Source organism: Mesorhizobium sp. WSM4833 (genome assembly GCF_055811095.1).
Map to the genome: position 1 here is coordinate 1 of NZ_JBVVQG010000032.1, position 16,928 is coordinate 16,928.

At 59.4% G+C, this 16,928-nt stretch carries 17 protein-coding genes and 5 pseudogenes; 11 read left to right on the plus strand and 11 right to left on the minus strand.

What is annotated here, in order from left to right:
- Positions 1–257: 257 nt before the first annotated feature.
- Positions 258–484, plus strand: a pseudogene (locus tag AC0L2D_RS31470) (transposase); the annotation flags it as partial.
- A 168-nt stretch (positions 485–652) separates the two neighbouring features.
- On the opposite strand, the gene AC0L2D_RS31475 reads toward AC0L2D_RS31470, so the two are convergent.
- On the minus strand, positions 653–1,873 hold the full coding sequence (locus AC0L2D_RS31475) for an ATP-grasp domain-containing protein (protein WP_473544043.1): 1,221 nt from the start codon (positions 1,871–1,873) through the stop codon (positions 653–655).
- Between the two features lie 770 nt (positions 1,874–2,643).
- On the opposite strand from AC0L2D_RS31475, the gene AC0L2D_RS31480 reads away from it, so the two are divergent.
- Complete coding sequence (locus AC0L2D_RS31480; RefSeq protein ID WP_473544045.1) at positions 2,644–2,922, plus strand: hypothetical protein; 279 nt, start codon at positions 2,644–2,646, stop codon at positions 2,920–2,922.
- 351 nt (positions 2,923–3,273) lie between these two features.
- On the opposite strand, the gene AC0L2D_RS31485 is transcribed toward AC0L2D_RS31480, so the two are convergent.
- Positions 3,274–4,173 carry a LuxR family transcriptional regulator gene (locus AC0L2D_RS31485; protein WP_473544047.1) on the minus strand — a complete coding sequence of 300 codons (900 nt, stop codon included), beginning with the start codon at positions 4,171–4,173 and terminating at the stop codon, positions 3,274–3,276.
- A 483-nt stretch (positions 4,174–4,656) separates the two neighbouring features.
- On the opposite strand from AC0L2D_RS31485, the gene AC0L2D_RS31490 reads away from it, so the two are divergent.
- From AC0L2D_RS31490 to tnpC, 6 genes and pseudogenes are all read left to right on the plus strand, one after another.
- Entirely contained in the window at positions 4,657–5,046 is a 390-nt protein-coding gene (locus AC0L2D_RS31490; protein ID WP_473544049.1) for a hypothetical protein, read from the plus strand.
- A complete protein-coding gene (locus AC0L2D_RS31495) occupies positions 5,021–5,386 on the plus strand; it encodes a hypothetical protein (protein WP_473544051.1) in 366 nt (121 codons plus the stop codon). The genes AC0L2D_RS31490 and AC0L2D_RS31495 overlap by 26 nt, the downstream gene beginning before the upstream one ends.
- Positions 5,387–5,437: 51 nt before the next feature.
- Positions 5,438–5,734: an IS66 family insertion sequence element accessory protein TnpB gene (gene tnpB / locus AC0L2D_RS31500; protein WP_473544053.1), complete on the plus strand. Its 297-nt coding sequence runs from the start codon at positions 5,438–5,440 to the stop codon at positions 5,732–5,734.
- A 90-nt stretch (positions 5,735–5,824) separates the two neighbouring features.
- Positions 5,825–6,205: an IS66-like element accessory protein TnpA gene (tnpA, locus tag AC0L2D_RS31505; RefSeq protein WP_473544055.1), complete on the plus strand. Its 381-nt coding sequence runs from the start codon at positions 5,825–5,827 to the stop codon at positions 6,203–6,205.
- Positions 6,202–6,558: an IS66 family insertion sequence element accessory protein TnpB gene (tnpB, locus tag AC0L2D_RS31510; protein ID WP_473544057.1), complete on the plus strand. Its 357-nt coding sequence runs from the start codon at positions 6,202–6,204 to the stop codon at positions 6,556–6,558. The genes tnpA and tnpB (AC0L2D_RS31510) overlap by 4 nt, the downstream gene beginning before the upstream one ends.
- A 69-nt stretch (positions 6,559–6,627) precedes the next feature.
- Positions 6,628–8,055: pseudogene (tnpC, locus tag AC0L2D_RS31515) on the plus strand (IS66 family transposase); the annotation flags it as partial.
- Positions 8,056–8,165: 110 nt separating this feature from the next.
- Here the strand turns inward: tnpC and AC0L2D_RS31520 are convergent.
- The 4 genes and pseudogenes from AC0L2D_RS31520 to AC0L2D_RS31535 all read right to left on the minus strand — a co-directional run bounded on the left by AC0L2D_RS31520 (position 8,166) and on the right by AC0L2D_RS31535 (position 10,929).
- Positions 8,166–9,166 (minus strand): annotated as a pseudogene (locus AC0L2D_RS31520) (tyrosine-type recombinase/integrase).
- The gene (locus AC0L2D_RS31525; RefSeq protein ID WP_473544059.1) at positions 9,163–9,543 is read right to left on the minus strand and encodes a site-specific integrase; all 381 of its coding nucleotides are present in this window, start codon (positions 9,541–9,543) and stop codon (positions 9,163–9,165) included. The pseudogene AC0L2D_RS31520 and the gene AC0L2D_RS31525 overlap by 4 nt, the downstream one beginning before the upstream one ends.
- Positions 9,544–10,009: 466 nt before the next feature.
- The gene (locus AC0L2D_RS31530) at positions 10,010–10,378 is read right to left on the minus strand and encodes a tyrosine-type recombinase/integrase (protein WP_473544060.1); all 369 of its coding nucleotides are present in this window, start codon (positions 10,376–10,378) and stop codon (positions 10,010–10,012) included.
- Positions 10,375–10,929, minus strand: a complete 555-nt coding sequence (locus AC0L2D_RS31535; RefSeq protein ID WP_473544062.1) for a hypothetical protein — start codon at positions 10,927–10,929, stop codon at positions 10,375–10,377. The genes AC0L2D_RS31530 and AC0L2D_RS31535 overlap by 4 nt, the downstream gene beginning before the upstream one ends.
- 124 nt (positions 10,930–11,053) lie before the next feature.
- Between AC0L2D_RS31535 and AC0L2D_RS31540 the strand changes: the two are divergent.
- Positions 11,054–11,197, plus strand: a pseudogene (locus AC0L2D_RS31540) (transposase domain-containing protein); the annotation flags it as partial.
- Between the two features lie 123 nt (positions 11,198–11,320).
- Here the strand turns inward: AC0L2D_RS31540 and tnpB (AC0L2D_RS31545) are convergent.
- Both tnpB (AC0L2D_RS31545) and AC0L2D_RS31550 read right to left on the minus strand, forming a co-directional pair.
- Positions 11,321–11,488: an IS66 family insertion sequence element accessory protein TnpB gene (gene tnpB, locus AC0L2D_RS31545; protein WP_473544073.1), complete on the minus strand. Its 168-nt coding sequence runs from the start codon at positions 11,486–11,488 to the stop codon at positions 11,321–11,323.
- Positions 11,489–11,734: 246 nt separating this feature from the next.
- Positions 11,735–12,187: an Lrp/AsnC family transcriptional regulator gene (locus AC0L2D_RS31550; protein WP_473544064.1), complete on the minus strand. Its 453-nt coding sequence runs from the start codon at positions 12,185–12,187 to the stop codon at positions 11,735–11,737.
- Positions 12,188–12,473: 286 nt separating this feature from the next.
- Between AC0L2D_RS31550 and AC0L2D_RS31555 the strand changes: the two genes are divergently transcribed.
- On the plus strand, positions 12,474–13,643 hold the full coding sequence (locus tag AC0L2D_RS31555) for a M20 aminoacylase family protein (protein ID WP_473544066.1): 1,170 nt from the start codon (positions 12,474–12,476) through the stop codon (positions 13,641–13,643).
- Between the two features lie 675 nt (positions 13,644–14,318).
- Here AC0L2D_RS31555 and AC0L2D_RS31560 read toward each other — a convergent pair.
- Entirely contained in the window at positions 14,319–14,456 is a 138-nt protein-coding gene (locus AC0L2D_RS31560; RefSeq protein ID WP_473544067.1) for a hypothetical protein, read from the minus strand.
- Between the two features lie 90 nt (positions 14,457–14,546).
- Here AC0L2D_RS31560 and AC0L2D_RS31565 point away from each other — a divergent pair.
- Positions 14,547–14,822, plus strand: a pseudogene (locus AC0L2D_RS31565) (ATP-binding protein); the annotation flags it as partial.
- Positions 14,823–14,846: 24 nt separating this feature from the next.
- Here AC0L2D_RS31565 and AC0L2D_RS31570 read toward each other — a convergent pair.
- Positions 14,847–15,287 (minus strand): transposase, encoded by a 441-nt coding sequence (locus tag AC0L2D_RS31570; RefSeq protein ID WP_473544069.1) that lies wholly within the window; start codon positions 15,285–15,287, stop codon positions 14,847–14,849.
- Positions 15,288–15,402: 115 nt separating this feature from the next.
- Positions 15,403–16,734, minus strand: a complete 1,332-nt coding sequence (locus tag AC0L2D_RS31575; RefSeq protein WP_473544071.1) for a mandelate racemase/muconate lactonizing enzyme family protein — start codon at positions 16,732–16,734, stop codon at positions 15,403–15,405.
- Positions 16,735–16,928 lie beyond the last annotated feature (194 nt).

Sequence of the window (16,928 nt, forward strand, 5' to 3'; positions counted from 1 at the left end):
CGCTACAGCGCTACTAGCGGCGCGCTCGCGAGCGGCTTCGTAACCGCCGAGCTACACCACCTGTGGGACACGACCTAAACCACCGACCGCTACGGCACGGCTTTATATTGCTAGGCTGATTGCCTTTTGTATCGCAAGAGCTTCCAGCCGATGGCGCGCACGGCGCAGGCGGGCGATGTCACGTTGTCTGCGTATAAACGCGTTGAGACCTGCGGCGCTGATGTCACGCTCTGACCACGCGAAAAGGAACATCGCGCAAGCTCCACTCGACCAATCCGATCATCGTCTCAACGGCGAGATCAAGCGACGCACCGAGGTCCTCGGAATCTTCCCGAACGACGATGCGATCGTGTGCTCGTCGGGGCGCTGCTGCTCGAACAGAATGATGAGTGGGCCGTCCAGCGAGCCCGCTATATGAACCCTTGAGACAATCAACCAGATGAGTGATGATCCCCTCATCAGCCTGCCAGCCGTGGCGCGCTGATCGGCCCGGCCCATGCCGGACAGCTCGGCGACCAATGCCGCCAGCGACACCACATCCGGGGACATGATCTCATCTGACTTGGGCCTTCATCTCGGGCGATTCAATCTTCGGTCTCAGAGCATCAAAACCAAGACTCTTCCCAAAACCCAAGGAGAGTACGGTCTCAGATCAGGTCGAACGTGGCGTAATCGACCATTCGATTAAGTCGACGGCACGCTGAAGTATCGCCTTGGTCTGAGCAAGGCTGGGCGAGGCGGCGATGACATGGCCGATCACATCCCGGTTATCACCTTTTCTGACGGGCGTGTTGGATCCTACATACAATTTGGCTTCGACGACGCCAGGTACAGCAGCCGCCCGACTCTCGTCACCGATCCAATCGAGCACGCCGTCGCGATCAGGGAAGAGGAACCGCGCGCCGGCAGTCTGCGAATGCGTTCCGCGCAAATCCCATTCGTCGCCGATGATAAGCTTAATATGCTCGGTGATGAGGTCGATACCGTAAGCTAACTGAACCAGTTGCGGAGTGGGCGTGCCAGGTAGGCGCGGATTGACTTCAATGACGGCTGGGCCACGCTTCGTCCACCGGAGTTCAACGCCGGTTGGCCCCCAGCCAAGGCCGAGAGCTCGCAAACTACTCACCGAAACATCGACAATACGCTCATACTTGTCATCATTCAGCATGGCTGGATAGGTGAACTGACGATAGACGAAATGCGGTGGAGGGCCGAAGTCACCATCATCAATTCCAACGACCTCATTTCCCATTATGTCAACGCCATAATAGGGGCCTTGTACGAATTCTTCGACCAGTATCCTCGGCGAAGACAGCCAGATGTGTTTCCCGCCCAACAGATACGTGGTATGGTCTGCTACCTCGTCAAGATTGCGACACAACCGGACCCCCACGCTGCTGTTACCGACAGCCGGCTTAACAACGACCGGCAGGCCGATCTCCACGGCGGAGGTTAGTACGTCTGTCGCATTCGCCGCCAAGCGATAAGCTGGCATTGGAACCCCAGCCTCCCCGAGGATCTGACGTTGAACGAATTTATCACAGCATCGTTTTATCGATATGGGGTTCGGTCCCGGTAGATCGAAACGCTGGCAGAGCGCGCCGACTGTCACATTGACCGACTCGCTGGGGTCCGGAAAGCCAGTAATCCCAGCAATGTCATACGTCGCTTGCAGCCGGCAACATTCTTGGATCAGTGCATCGAGGTTGTCTGTGTCCACACGGATTGCTTCAATGCCTGCCGCCGCGAGATAGTCATAGCGAGCTGGATCAGACGACAGGGAAATTGGATGAAGCCCAAGACGCTGGGCCGCTTGGACGTACCGCACCATATTACTTCCGTCTCCAAGCATGATAAGCGCTCTTCTTGCCATGGCCGTTAACTCCGTACTGTATCGCGGTCTGAACGTGAATAGGCATCAGCTCTTTGTCCGCGCCTGACCCAATCTTGTGGAGAAGGTACCATTGTCAGAGACATGTGGTTGCAAAGGTTTAGTGAATTCATTTGTAGATATGTTGCAACAGTCCCGCTCCGTCATTCAACTGGACACCTCGAGTACCTTCCCTGGTTCACTTCGCTGGTGGGCATGTAGGCTATCGATGCGGGGACAGGCGGGGTTCGGGGATATTGAGGAGCACTATGTCCGGCTGAGCAAGGCTGGCGATCCGCTGGAAAAGCTGAAGGCGGTGGTGCCGTGAGAGGTCTTCCGCAAACCACTGGCCAAGGCGCTGAAGGGCTCCGATTGCGGGAAGGGCGGTCCCCTCCCTGCGACCCGGTGGATGGTGCTGCAGGCGCTTTAAAGCCTGTCCGACGACCAGGCCGAATTCCAAATTCCGGACCTACTTTACTTCATGCGGTCCCTCGGACTGGGGCTCGCCGGGTCTCGGATGCAAGTCGATCTGGGGCCGCGCGGTGGAGAACTTATTCGCGCGTTTTGACAAACATCTCGCCAAGGCCGGCTATCTTGCACTGGGGGTCAGATCGTCGACGCCACGATCGTGCCAGCGCCCAAAAGCGAAATTCCCATGCCGAGAAGGCCGCATAAAGGCGGGCTAGGTTCCGGATCCTGGAAGGAGGAGTCCGCGAAACTGCGGCAGAAGAATCGGGACGCGCCGCTGGACGGTCAAGTTCTCGAAAGCCAACGTGGGCGAGGACGGAAAGGCGCAGCAGCGCGAATCGCGATCCAGCTTCGGTTACGAAAACCATACCATCGATCGCCGGTACGGCTTCAACCGCGGCTGGAACGTCACGAGTGCGTCAGCCTATGACGGGGCGCAGCTTCGCAACGTGCTCAACCGCGGGAACACCGGCTCGACCGCGTGGTCGGACACAGCCTATCGCTCGAAGAAGAAGGAAGAGTGGCCCGATGGGGCCAGCCATTTCTCCGACATCCAGCAGAAGAGGCCGAAGCTCGGCCGATGAGCGAGACGAGCCAACGGCCGGCGCTGAAAAAGTCCGCGCCTTCGTCGCCCGGCATACGCACCATCGGTTTCGCCCGAGCCACGACCAAGATCGGCATGACAAAACTCGCCTAGAATCTGATGCGCTACGTCTGGCAGGAGGGGAGAAGTGCGTCCGCGCGACGGTGTGGCGGCAGAAAAATGCCGCCAAAAAGCAGAGATAACCACCATAAGCCCAGTAACGCGCGGAAAAACTGCGCCAAGCAGGTCAGGCTCGGCGACCTGCGCCTCTTTGCCTCAGAACCACGGTAACTGAGGTGTCCATCGAGGAATGTTCTGTCGCCTCTGGGCTGCAGTTTTTTGTCACCGCTTTCTACAATTCGATAATTCCGGAGTTAACGGCCTTTATAGCAGCGACCATTCTACTGGAAGCTTCGAACTTTCGCTTTACGTTTTTTAAATGAAAGTTGACGGTATGCTCGGATACATTTAAAATTCTGCCAATTTCCCAAGACGACTTCCCTCTCGCTGCCCACAGAATACATTCTTTTTCTCTTGTTGAAAGCTTCGGAGCTACATCAATGTCACTCGAATTCGTGAATTTTGCGACCCTTGCATGGAAATGTGACGCGGCAAGCTGCAAGTAGCTTATTGTTCTAGTTTTGAATTCGTGGTCCAAAGGTCGAACAAAGCTCATGATCGAAAAGCTGCCATCGGGGCCGTGCAATGGAACGCTAATGCCTGACCTTAAGCCGAAGGTCGCAGCCTCGTCGAAAACTTGCCGTTCGCTTTCGGTCGTGCTTATGTCATTGTACACTTCGCTCCATCGAACGACGTCTGCCCGCGTCCGACTCGCCTTGATTACGGGGTCTATCGTGTCATAGGCCATTTCGAAATAGCGGTCCCGCCATTCATCTGGATAGTTCACCATGGACGCAGGATCGCGTCGGGCCGGCTTGCAAAATCTTCTGGGTGTAAAGGAGCCATAAGCGACCCACGGGCACTCAAAATTCAGGGCCAAAGCAGATACCAGGTCGAACAACTGCTTGGGTTGAGCAACGCTATCAGCCTCGTCGATAAATCGACCAAACTCGACCGCAAAGGCCTCCCCGGCTGCCTTAAGGAGATGGCTTGACTGGACCAAAGAAGACTGGCCGGACACCCTGGTTGCCGGGCCTCGAAGCTGAAATGGCGCATTCATCGTCGGACATCCCATATGCTCTGCTCCGCAGCCGTTTGCGCTGTCAATGGTGCCCAAAGCGGGTGGCTGCATCTGCTGCTCTGCGCGCTGCTCAAGCGGCAGGTCCGCCGCAGCAAAGATCTATCATGTCACCGCAGAGCGAAAAGTTATTTAAATGCAATATATACTTAATTATACTAGCAAAAATGTAACTTACAGCAAATGTTTAAAAACTGCGCAACGTGCCGGCGCTTGTGCCCATCGGCTTCTTTTTGAGCTTCTGCAGAGTGCGCTCCACCGCTGTTCCATCGTCTGACCTCAACCGGACACCTCGAAGAACCTTCCCAACTCGATCGTTTTCTGGTTCACTTCGCTGGTGGTTTGCAGGTGGGCTATCGATGCGGGGACAGGCGGGGTTCGGGGTATTGAGGAGCGCTATGTCCGGCTGAGCAAGGCTGGCGATCCGCTGGAAAAGCTGAACGCGGTGGTGCCGTGAGAGGTCTTCCGCAAACCACTGGCCAAAGACTGAAGGGCTCCGATGGCGGGAAGGGCGGTCCCCTCCTTGCGACCCGGAGCATGGTGCTGCAGGCGCTTTATAGCCTGACCAGGCCGAAGATCGCCGGGGAATTGCACGACTTCACGCGTGATGAGGTGCTGCCGATCACAACCATCGGCAATTCAGCCTTCTGGGCTTCTTTCTCGCCGATCGTGCACGATCTCAGCCGCTGCAACCGCAAGCTGCTGGCGTGCAGCAACGAGGTCCGGGTGCAGATAGACCACTGGCATCGCCGCTACGCCCGCCGGAGGATTTGGCGAAGTACAGGACTTCCTGACGGAGATCGGCTATCTGGTGCCGCAGGGCCGGATTTCATTGTTTCAAAGAAGAATGTCGCTCGTGTTCGTGAGGAACGATGTTCGGAGCCTTTGAGGGCTTCGACACATGACGATTTCAGAGCTTACGCTTAAATCCAACGATCCTGAGCCCGCGCGCCGTTTCGAGGTGTTCACGGGTTCCGGTCGGCGGCGCGAATGGTTGCGCGAATGGTTGCCGGAGGATGCATTGTCCCCGCAGCAGCTGTTCGCCTGGCGTCGGGCCGCCCGTCAGCCTTTGGCGGAAGCGCCGGCACCGGAATCGCTACTTGTTCCGGCGGTGGTCACAGCGCCGATGTCGGAGCCGGCGGCAAGGCGGCTGCCGGAGCAGCGGAAACGGAAAGCCGCCCGGGATGCCGGCGTGATCGAGCTGGAGATCGATGGCGTCGCCATGCGGGTCGGCCGTGCGCCGACGCTAGGACGGTGGCGGCGGTGATCCGTGCGCTGAAAGCGCCGTCGTGATCGGGCCAACGGGCCGGTCAAGGGCATGGTGGCGACGAAGCCGGTGGACTTCCGCAAGGGCGCGGAGGGCTTGGCGGCGCTCGTGCGCAAGACGATGGGCGCCGATCCGTTCAGCGGCGCGGTCTATGCGATGTCGAGCCGCTCGCTCACGTCCTCGCCGATCGGTGCAGGCCATTGCGGCAGCACGGACAGGCCGTCTCAGCTCTTCGGCCGAAGCGGTGACGACTTCATCATCTGGATCAGCCGGGCATTCTCGACGTCGCGCGCCAGGACCGTAAGCGGTGTTTCCGGACCACCTTTCGGGAGTGGTCGCGATCTGTGAGGTTGCCGATCCTGTATTGGGATCGGAGATCGGCTTGTGTCTGGACTTGACCTTACGCTTGACCCGGAGCGGCAGCTTCGGCGTTTTGAGGTGATCAACGGTGCCGGCGGTCGGCGTCACTGGTCGGTGGATGACAAAGCGCGGATCATCGCAGAGACGCTGGAGCCGAACGCAATCATTTCCGAGGTCGCCCGTCGGTATGGCCTTAGGCCGCAGCAGGTCTTCGCCTGGCGCCGCGAAGCGCGCAAACAGGTCGCTTCGGTGCAGCAAGATTCTCCTGCCTTTGTGCCGGCGGTTGTGGCGGCGGCGGAACCTGTAGCCAGCCGTTCACCGAAGCAGCGGAAACGGCAAGCCACCCGAGATGCCGGCATGATCGAGCTTGAGATCGACGGCATCGCGATGCGCGTCGGCCGTGGCGCCGATACCAAGACGGTGGCCGCGGTGATCCGCGCGCTGAAGGCGACGTTGTGATCGGGCCGACGGGTGCGGTCAAGGTCATGGTGGCGACGAAGCCCGTCGACTTCCGCAAGGGTGCGGAGGGATTGGCGGCGCTGGTGCGAGAGACAATGGGGGCCAATCCGTTCAGCGGGGCCGTCTACGTCTTCCGGGCGAAGCGGACTGACCGGATCAAGCTGATCTTCTGGGATGGCACCGGGGTTTGCCTCTATGCCAAGCGTTTGGAGGATGGGGAGTTCCGCTGGCCGAAAGTGCATGACGGCATGATGCGGCTGACGGCCGCGCAGCTCTCGGCGCTACTCGAAGGTCTCGACTGGCGGCGGGTCCACGAGGCGCGCCGGACCCGCGTTCCAGCCCAGGCGGGTTGACCCGCGACGAAGTGAATCAGCCTGGATTCCGCTGTCGCGGGCTGTCGGCGAATATGGTCTGATCCGCTCATGGCGATGACGGCTGACCAGCTTCCCGACGATCCGGACGCGCTGAAGGCGATGGTCCTGGCGCGCGACGTCGAGAATGCCCGCCTGGTCCAGATCATCAAGGAATTGCAACGTCACCGCTTCGGCCGAAGAGCTGAGACGCTTCCCGAGGATCAGTTGCTGCTGGGGCTCGAAGAGGCCGAGCAACACGAGGCCGCCGACGAGGAAGAGAACGAACAAGCATCTCCCGCAGAGCGTCTGGAGCACGCCAGGAAGCGCCGGACGAACCGAGGCGCGTTGCCACCCCATCTGCCGCGGGTGGAAATGATCATCGACATCGAGGACCATGCCTGCCCATGCTGCCGCAATGGCTTGCATCGGATCGGCGAGGACGTGAGCGAGCGGCTCGACATCGTGCCAGTGCAGCTGCGTGTAATCGTCGTGCGCCGGCCCAAATATGCCTGCCGCGCATGCGAGGACGTCGTGGTTCAGGCTCCCGCGCCGGCCCGGCTGATCGAGGGTGGTCTTCCGACCGAGGCAACGGTCGCCCAAGTCCTGGTCTCCAAATATGCCGATCATCTGCCGCTCTATCGTCAGGCGCAGATCTACGCCCGGCAGGGCATCAATCTCGATCGCTCAACGCTCGCCGACTGGGTCGGCCGCGCCGCCTGGCATCTGCGTCCGGTGCACGAGCGGCTGCTTGGCAAGCTGAAGACTTCACCGAAGCTCTTTGCTGACGAAACCACCGCGCCGGTGCTCGATCCCGGCCGCGGCAAGACGAAGACAGGCCAACTCTGGGCCTATGCCCGCGATGACCGACCATGGAATGGCGGCGACCCGCCGGGCGTCGCCTATGTCTATGCGCCGGATCGAAAGGCCGAGCGTCCGATCGCTCATCTCGTGGGCTTCACCGGGATCTTGCAGGTCGACGGCTATGGCGGCTATCGCGTGCTGGCCGACAAAAGCGGCGTCACGCTCGCCTTCTGCTGGGCGCATGTCCGTCGGCGCTTTTATGAACTGGCAGCAGCCGGTCCCGCGCCGATTGCCAGCGAGGCGCTGAGACGGATCGCCGAACTCTACAAGATCGAGGATGACATCCGTGGCCGGTCGGCCGACGAGCGCCGCGCGATGCGTCAGGAAAATAGCCGCGCTATCGTCGCCGATCTCGAACCCTGGCTGCGTGAGAAGCTCGGCCTGATCAGTCAGAAGACCAAGCTCGCAGAGGCAATCCGCTACACGCTCTCACGCTGGCAAGGCCTCTCGCGCTTCCTTGACGACGGCCGCATCGAGATCGACAGCAACACCGTCGAACGCTCGATCCGCCCGATCGCGCTCAACCGCAAGAACGCGCTCTTCGCAGGCTCTGACGGCGGCGGCGCCGAACACTGGGCAGTCATCGCCTCGCTGATCGAAACCTGCTTATGCCGCGCGCGGCATAAGCAGGTTTATGCCGACCGCCGAACTATGCCGAGCGCCTCTTCCGATCATGGCGGTATGACGCGCTTTGCCTGCCATTTCGACCAAGAACCGGTCGTTCACACTCGGCATAGTTCTCATGCTCATAGGGCGTTCAGGAACGCAAGAAGCCGGTCGTTTGGTCGAAATCGTTCGGCCTTTGCGCGTTCGTATGGCTTCAGCTTGGCAAGTGCGGATTCCTTCAGCTCAAGATGTGCGTGAAGATAGGTCAGCGTTGTTTCCATCGCCTCATGGCCCAGCCATAGGGCGATGACCGAACAATCGACGCCCGCCTGCAGCAGCTCCATGGCAGCGCTGTGCCTCAAAACATGGGGTGACACCCGCTTCGAGCGGAGGGTGACGCAGTGTTCGCGAGCCTTGGCGGCATATTTGTTCAGCAGCGCCTGCACGCCGTCGGCGCTCAGCCTGCCGCCGTGCATGTTTGGAAAGAGAGCCGTTGCACCCCGCTTCCTGGGCTCGTTGAGCCAGCCCCGAAGGGCTTGCTGTGCAACCTTGGTGAGCGGCGTACTTCGCTCCTTGCGGCCCTTGCCAACGCATCGCACGTGGGCACCGTGCCCCAGCATCACCGAGTCCCGGTCGAGATCGATGATCTCCGAGACCCGCAACCCCGTTTGCGCGGCCAGCAACAGCAGAGTGTGATCACGGCGTCCCAGCCATGTGCTGCGATCCGGACAGGCCAGGATCGCTTCAATCTCGGGCCTGGTGAGAAACTGAAGCTGTCGCTTGTCGCATCGCTTGCTCGGGATCGCGAGCACGCGTTGAATCTGGGCGTATGGGCCGGCTCCTCGAACGACGCATTTCTGAAGAAAGACCGAATGGCCGTGAGGCGGAGATTCCGGGTCCTCACTGAGGCGGATCGCAGTGTCTCAAGGTCCTCCAGGAATGCGCCGATGAAAGGCCAGTCCAAATCCCGCAGTGTCAACTGCGACGGAGACCTGCCAAGGCGTGTCTGCGCGAATGCAAACAGGAGCCGGAAGGTGTCGCGATAGGAGGCGATGGTGTTGGAGCTTACGCCTCGATGTCGCATGAGCCGATCGGTGAACCACCGCTCGATCAGCACGGCCAGATCGTTCGAGGCACTCATGAGCGAACCTCCCACCGCTCATCCAGCAGTCGCGCGGCATGGGTCAATAGCTCCGGCGCGGCGGATAGATACCAGTAAGTGTCGCGAACATTGGCGTGGCCGAGAAAGGTCGAGAGGACCGGCAGTTCCCGCTCGACATCTTCGCCCGCACGATACCAGTTGGTCAGGGCCTGGACGGCGAAACGGTGACGAAGATCGTGAATCCGCGGACCATTGCGCTGCCCCCGCTGCCGCAGACCGATCTGTCGCGACAGCTGCCAGAACACCCGGTGCACGTATTGGTGCAGCAATCTGCCGCCCTGCTCGGCGACAAAGAAATAGGGGCTACGAGGCGCGACGAGATGCGCGTCGCGCCGCGCCGCATAGTCCGACAGCACGGCGACCGTCGTGGCATGGAGCGGGACCAGTCGAGCGCTTCGGAATGGCGTAGCCCGGCGACCGCTATCAATCCGAACAGACAATGATATGTCCAGCGACGCAGGGCGTTGGCCGGCGGCAGCGACACTGCCGCCGCCAAAAGCGCCGTGATCTCAGTGTCGGTATAGATGTAGGGCTTTGCCCGCCGCGCCGGTGGCACAGCATCTTGAGGTGGCACTTCCGTCAGGGTGTCGAAATGAGCGAGGTGTTGAGCGAAGCAGCGCACATCGGTCAGGCGGATGGACCAGCTCGGTTGCCGGCCGATCAACGTCACCCACTCCATCGCCAGTGCCATGGTGATGGTCTCGGCACCGCGAGCTTCCATGAAGGTGACGAAATCCGACAACCGTCGAGCGGGGCCATGATACTTGTATCCCAATCCCTGGCGCATGCCCACATAGCGCTCGAGCGCTGTTCGAAGACGGCTCATTGGACACCTCCCGGCCAGGGCAGGCTCAGTTCGCGCAGCTTCTCGATGTCGAGCTTGGCATAGATCCTTGTGCTGTCCATGCTCCGGTGACGAAGCAACTGGCCGATCTCGGCAAAGCTGGCCCCCGACCGCAGCAGGTCGGTCGCAAGGCTGTGGCGGAAGAGGTGCGCGCCGTGGTGCGCATAGCCGTGAATACCCGCCCGCTCGAGGGCCTCCTTCGCGATCATCGTGATGGCGCAGCCTGAGGCAAAGCCGACGTGCGGAGCAAGCATTCGCAGAAATAACCGGCGACACGGTGAAGCCGGTCGCCCATGCCGGATGTAGGCGACGATAGCTGCACCGACGTCGTGGCGTAGCGGCATCATCGCTTGCCGCCGTCCCTTGCCATGGCATGTCGCTCGACATAACCGATGACGATCTCCGGGGTGAGCGCTGCAAACCCATCTGCGCCAGCCGGACAGACCTCCTGCAGAAATCGGCTCGAGAGCAGCTTGTGGCTTTCCACCGTCGAGGCGGCGAGCCCTCTCTCATTCGTGAGGTAAGCCGCGAACACATCAACAATCTGCTCGTACTCCGTGCGCTCAATCGGAAGGGCGGTTGGTATCAAACCTTCTTGCCGTAACGCGGCAAGCAAGCGCCGGAGCGCCGATCGGTCGCCCGAATCGATGCTCCAGTGTTTGGAACGGTGCTCAAGAAACCGCTCAACATGAACTTCGCTTAAATCCTGGAGATCGTGCCCGTTGCCGACATGCCAGTCTCTCAGCTCACGAAATAGGCTTAGCGATCGCCAGGTGCATTGCCGACCGAAGCCTTCGTCCGACAATCTGCCCGCATAAACGCGTGCAAACTCGCCAAACGGCCCGTGGATCAGCTTCCGATACAGTGTGCTGCGTTGCAGATAGTCACTTGCGTTCATGTGTCCTCTCCTTCGCGTCTATTGCGACGGAGAGAGCCTAAGCTATGCCGATCCAGCTACCGCTACGTTGAGGAAAGTGTTGGTAAAAACTTGCTCACTCGGCATAGTTCGGCGGTCGTTATAAACCTGCAAGCTCAATGGTGTCGAACCGCTCGGCTATCTCGCCGATGTCCTCACCAAGATCGTCAACGGCCACCCCAACAGCCAGATCGACGATCTCCTGCCTTGGGTCTACATCAACAAGCTCCAGCTCAAGGCCGTGGCCTGAGAACACCGCTTACCCAGGACCATCGCCTTCAGCGCATCCGGATCGTCGGGAGCTGGTCGGATCAGACCATATTCGCCTACGCCGGGCGACAATGGAATCCGACCTGATTCACTTGGTCGCGGATCAGCCCGCCTGCGCCGGAACGCGGGTGCGGCGGGCTTCGTGGACCCGCCGCCAATCAAGCCCTTCGAGCAGCGCCGACAGTTGCGCGGCCGTCAGCCGCATTATGCAGTCATGCACTTTCGGCCAACGGAACTCGCCGTCCTCAAGACGCTTGGCATACAGCCAGATCGTGGGCCTACATCCGGGCTCCCGCGCTCATGGCCGTGGCCTGAGGACACCGCTTACGCTTGTCATGGCTCCACCTTCTTAGGAGTTAGAGCCTCAACCCGGGTTCACTGGCGAGAGGCCGGATTACATTCAACTGGAACCGTCATTCACGACGACGCGAACCCTCGCAAGGGGCAGGTCATACTCTTTTTGCCGCGGTCCTTCAGCCTGGCATGGGACGAGCCTCGCTCCTTCAATCCTTGCGGGCTACAGCAATACCCGTGGCTCGAACTTCACGCGGTCCAGAGTGATCATGCTTCGAAGTTTCCTAACATTGGAGTTGGTATAGAGCTTCGTTTTCACGAAAACGTCGAATGCGTCGACATCTTCGACCGTTACAATCAGAACGAAGTCAGCGTCCCCCGTCACCATGTAGCACTGAGAGACTTCCTTGGCGGCGCGCATGGCGCGCTTGAATTCGTCGACCAGGTCGAGGCGTTCGCGGTCAAGTTCCACCGTCACCACAACCGTCAGTGACCGCCCCAGCGCCATCGGATCTATCAGCGATATATCCGCGATGATGACGCCGTCAGACCGCAATTTGTTCACGCGCCGCATGCATGATGCCGCCGAAGATCCAACTAAATCGGCCATTTCAGCAAACGACAGACGGTTATTAATCTGCAAGGCGGCAAGGATGCGTTTATCGAGCTCGTCCATCCATTGAATGTCCAATTTACGTCATGCGATGCACGAGTATGGTGTCTTTGCCTCTAGTGTTAAGCCTTATGATACGACGCGTCCATCTATGAAATGTATCACGGCATACGAGAGGAATGTCTGCCGAATTCCGTACTTGTGGTTAACGGTGGCGGGGCGGCCTTTCGTGACCGACATATTTCATCCGAACTCTTCTTTTGATCGAAACTCATGCACCGAGTGAGCTAGCTTGCGCCATCGGGAGTGTTGCGCGAAACACCGGCCCTTTCCACTTGACAGGAGCAAAATGCTGAATCTTGATCGGTACAGAGATCTTCATCTCGAGGCTACAGGGTGGCGGCGGCATTTGCATAGTGCACCTGAGATAGGCTTCGATCTACACAACACCGCGGACTTCGTCCACGAAAAGCTTGTTTCGTTCGGCATCGATGAGATCACGACGGGAATCGCAGACACGGGAATCGTAGCCATCATCCGCGGTCGCCGCGGAGATGGGCCGACCATAGGACTGCGTGCTGATATGGACGCACTGCCCATCATGGAGGAATCCGCAAAGCTCTGGGCGTCGACGGCAGCAGGACGGATGCATGCGTGCGGTCACGACGGGCACACTGCAATGTTGTTGGGCGCGGCCAAGTATCTAGCTATCACTCGCGACTTCAAAGGAGCGGTAGCACTGATATTCCAGCCGGCCGAAGAAGTGGAACTTCCCTCTGGCGGCTTCCGGATGGTTAAAGAAGGAATCATGGAACATTTCAACATATCCAAGGTCTTCGGCATGCACAACTGGCCTGGCATGCAGGTCGGGAGGTTCGGCATACGGAACGGCGGCCTGATGGCCTCCCAAGACGACTTCGACGTGGTCGTGAGGGGCAGGGGCGGACACGCCGCAGCACCACATCGCGCGATTGATCCGGTGACGATCGCCGCGCAGATAATATTGGGTTTCCAGTCCTTGGTGGCACGTTCCGTCGATCCTTTGGAATCTATCGTCATATCTGTAACAAAGCTTGCCGCGGCACAGGCGTACAACGTGATCCCCGACCGGGTAACCCTGTCCGGAACCGTCAGAACGCTATCGCCTTGTATCCGAGATTCCGCCGAGGCTAAGATGGAGAGAACTGCGTCCGGCATTGCCCAGGCGTTCGGTGCTGATATCGAGTTCAACTATATCAGGTCCGTGCCGGTCACCTTTAATGCCGCCGAGGAGACGGCTCTTTCAGTGAGTGTCGCCCAAAGCCTTGTCGGTGAGGCGAATGTTGACGACCAGATGCGTCCCATCATGGGCGCTGAGGATTTTGCTTACCTGCTCGAAGCGAGGCCTGGCTCTTTTATTTTTCTGGGGAACGGCGAAACGGCTGTAGTTCATCATCCTGCCTACGACTTCAACGACGAGGCGGCTATTTACGGTATCGCCTATTGGATCAAATTAACAGAGAGCTTGTTGAATCAGTAACTGGCGCATCGCTCTTGAACTAAACCGTTGCACGCAAGGCCTCGAGCGCGTCCTGTTTAATCTGTGTTTATAACCGGCCGCTTTGAAGCAGTTGGCGCATTCGTTCGGGGTGAACAGGTCGAGGACCGTGCCGACGGTTCTAAAGCGCGGCGATTGTCCTTCGGCCTCCTCGAACTTGCTTCTTTGCAGGCGTCCAGCCTTTTCGTATTGAGATCGTTGGCGATCTGCGAGCGGTCGCCCTCAGCACGAGCGCTGCGATCCGATCCAGTGTTTCGTCGGGATGCTCCAGTTGTCCAAAGCGTCTTACGGTTCGGACAATCGGATGCGTCGACACGATCTCTCCGTTAGTGGCATTTTACCTCGGCAGGCTCGCTTCTCCAAACACTCGGATGACGACGCGATCGAGCATCCGTGTGGAGGGGCGCAGACCCTACATCACGCGACCGGCAAACCGTCCGCCTGTTTCGTCGCTATTGCTGCTTCCCACTCTCGTTCAAGCGTCCGCGCGACCAGGCGGTTGTCAGGATCGACAGCCTCGTAGCGCCGGCGTGCGAGCGCTGTTTCGTAATCCGTGGGTTCCAGTCGCTGCTTCCAGCCGTCTTGGAGCTGCTGTCGTTCGAGTTCGATATCCTCGGCAACATGAAGGCTGACGTCGATTGCGGCCGGCGGAAGGGCCTAAAGAATCAACGCGGTCACACATGCGTCCACCGGACGGGCGCTGATCGACTGGCACCGCGGACCGCCATAGGTGGTGGCCTCATAGCTGCAGCTATAGCGCGCTTCCCGTCCGTCATCATTGTAGCCAGTCACCATTTTACGCCCGCGCACGCCGCAGATGATTAAACCGCCAAGCAGTGCTGCGCCACCAGGCGGGACGCCGGTATATCGCGAGCGGTTTGCCGCCAGGCCTTCGACGAGCTTCTGATGGAAGAACTAACCCTGCGCGAAAGTCGGCGCATCAGGCCGCTCTGATGATGGCGCGCCTGACCACCATCAAGACGCTCGCGGCTTCGACTTCGCTTTCCAGCCATCGCTTGATCGGAACCGCATTCTGGCGCTGGCCGAACTGAAATTCATCGAACGGGCGGAGGGGGTCCATCTTCTCGGTCTGCCCGGCACCGGCAAAAGCTATCTGGGACCGCGCTCGCCGTTGAAGCCGTCAAGGCCGCAAAGAGCGTGTAGTTCTCGACGCTCGCCGACATGCTAAGCGGTATTCTCAGCCACGGTATCCTCGAACTGCTGCGGGCTGAGATTTCCCAGCGCCGAATGTATACTTTTCGTGTTGTAGACCTCGTTAATGAAGTGAGAAACATGCTCGGTGACGTCCTCGAAGGTTTCTGACGCCATCGGGTAAATGGCCTCGACCTTGAGCGTCTTCATGAAGCGTTCGGCCTTGGCGTTATCACAGGGGTTCCCCTTGCGCCCCATTGATCCGAGCAGGATCGGCGACTGCCAGGACTTGTCGAATCCGCAGCATATTGCGATCCGCGGTCCGATGAATGCAGCCAGGCGGCGGTTGTCTGCGGGAATAGCGGCCTGCAAGGCCGCGGTGGTCAGGCGTGCGTCGATGGACCGGCCGATGGCGTAGCTGACAACGAGGCGTGACCAGGCACCGAGATGATAGCGACAGGCTGATGGGGCCATCCCTCCACGATGCGGGGACTTCGGAGCCGCGGAATATCGACCTCCATCCTTCACACTTTCCCCGGGCCGACTCGCAGGCAGCGTGCCGCTGCATCGCGGAGATTGCATGCGATAGCTAATTTATAATAGCGACCGGCTGGCCAAGCGCTTCAGGATCTGGACTCACACCAATGCCTGGACCCGCAGGCGGCGCAATGCGGCCGCTGATGCGAGCTGGGGCGTAAGGATCGAGTCGCGGAGCAACATAGCCCGATAGATCGCATGTATTCATGATCCGGCTTGATGGAGTCGACGCTGCTAAGTGGAGGAGTGCGCCTGTGGCAACATCGGACCCCCAAGTGTCCTCGATGCAAATCCGGGGACCTAGGTGCAGACACAGATCGCGAAGTCGCCTAGTCGCACTAAGCCCTCCCGATTTGGAGAGCTTTAGGGCAACGGCGTCCATACAGCCAAGATCATAAGCCTGAAGCAGCGAAGCCGTGTCGTGCGCGTTTTCGTCGATCTTCATTGGCAGCCCGGTTGCCGCACGAACAGCGGCACACTCCTCAAGTGTTGCACAGGGCTGCTCCAGCATGATGTCATAGGTTGCGACTGCCTTACCAACGCGCGTTGCATCCAGGCGAGGAGCCCCGCAATTCCAATCGCCATAGACGAGCGGCGCCATGCCAACAGCCTCTCGTACCAGACGTAGCCGAGCGACATCGGCTTCCCAATTGTTGTCGGCACCCAACTTGACCTGAAACTGGGCCATACCCTCTGCCAGTGCCTCTTGAGCTATGACGGCCATTTCATCAGGCGCGATACAGGTGATCGATTGGTAGAGCGGTATGCTAGCCATCTGGCGTCCACCGAGAAGCGCATAAAGGGGTAGCTTCGCTACTTTTCCTGTGATGTCCCAAAGAGCCAGATCAAGCACGGATTTTGCGTAGACATGCCCCTGCAGCCAACTGTCAACCCGGCTCATTAATGCTTCCGGGCCGATTGGATCAGCTCCGATGACGATTGGTGCAAAATATTCCAGCGCGGGGAGCACGCCTTCAGCATAGGCCGGCAGATAGTGCGGAATCGGACAAACCTCACCCCAGCCGGATATATTTTGGTCGGTATCGACGCGGAGCAGAATTGAGGTGACGGTATCGCAGGTCTTTCCACCCGCCATGTGATAGGGAACATGGCTGGTCAACGGTACTTTCCAAACCACGAGCCGTTTGATTCGCATATAAGAGACCTCGCATGAACTCAGTGGACTGATTGTCTTTCGACAAAAGCCCAGCACCTGTTTTTCGCCGGTGAGCCAAGGACCTGTCCTTTGGCGTTCGGGTTGGATGGTTGTCGCAGCCACGATGTTCGTCGCAATATAGCGGGCCGCGTAGGCAGCCAAGTGGCCAAATTTGGATGGGTCTTTGCGCGAAAGTCGCCGCTCAAACACCCGACCATTCTGGCACATCGGAGCTCTTTGGACGGGGATCCGGGTGCCCGCTCCTCGCCGATTGATATCTGCGCATCTCCCTTCCCGCCTTTGCCCTTGGTGTCGTAATCTTCTTCTTCGAGAAACCGATCGGCTTACCGCAACTCTCGCGCCCGTCCGGCGCCGTTTCCGGTTTGCCAGATCGATTCGAAGTTGCGCAGCATCACTTCCGC

Coding starts and splice junctions, on each gene's coding strand:
- AC0L2D_RS31475 (WP_473544043.1), bottom strand. CDS start 1,873: ATGGCAAGAAGAGCGCTTATCATGCTTGGAGACGGAAGTAATATGGTG.
- AC0L2D_RS31485 (WP_473544047.1), bottom strand. CDS start 4,173: ATGCAGCCACCCGCTTTGGGCACCATTGACAGCGCAAACGGCTGCGGA.
- AC0L2D_RS31490 (WP_473544049.1), top strand. CDS start 4,657: ATGGTGCTGCAGGCGCTTTATAGCCTGACCAGGCCGAAGATCGCCGGG.
- AC0L2D_RS31495 (WP_473544051.1), top strand. CDS start 5,021: ATGACGATTTCAGAGCTTACGCTTAAATCCAACGATCCTGAGCCCGCG.
- tnpB (WP_473544053.1), top strand. CDS start 5,438: ATGGTGGCGACGAAGCCGGTGGACTTCCGCAAGGGCGCGGAGGGCTTG.
- AC0L2D_RS31530 (WP_473544060.1), bottom strand. CDS start 10,378: ATGATGCCGCTACGCCACGACGTCGGTGCAGCTATCGTCGCCTACATC.
- AC0L2D_RS31535 (WP_473544062.1), bottom strand. CDS start 10,929: ATGAACGCAAGTGACTATCTGCAACGCAGCACACTGTATCGGAAGCTG.
- AC0L2D_RS31550 (WP_473544064.1), bottom strand. CDS start 12,187: ATGGACGAGCTCGATAAACGCATCCTTGCCGCCTTGCAGATTAATAAC.
- AC0L2D_RS31555 (WP_473544066.1), top strand. CDS start 12,474: ATGCTGAATCTTGATCGGTACAGAGATCTTCATCTCGAGGCTACAGGG.
- AC0L2D_RS31560 (WP_473544067.1), bottom strand. CDS start 14,456: ATGGTGACTGGCTACAATGATGACGGACGGGAAGCGCGCTATAGCTGC.
- AC0L2D_RS31570 (WP_473544069.1), bottom strand. CDS start 15,287: ATGGCCCCATCAGCCTGTCGCTATCATCTCGGTGCCTGGTCACGCCTC.
- AC0L2D_RS31575 (WP_473544071.1), bottom strand. CDS start 16,734: ATGTGCCAGAATGGTCGGGTGTTTGAGCGGCGACTTTCGCGCAAAGAC.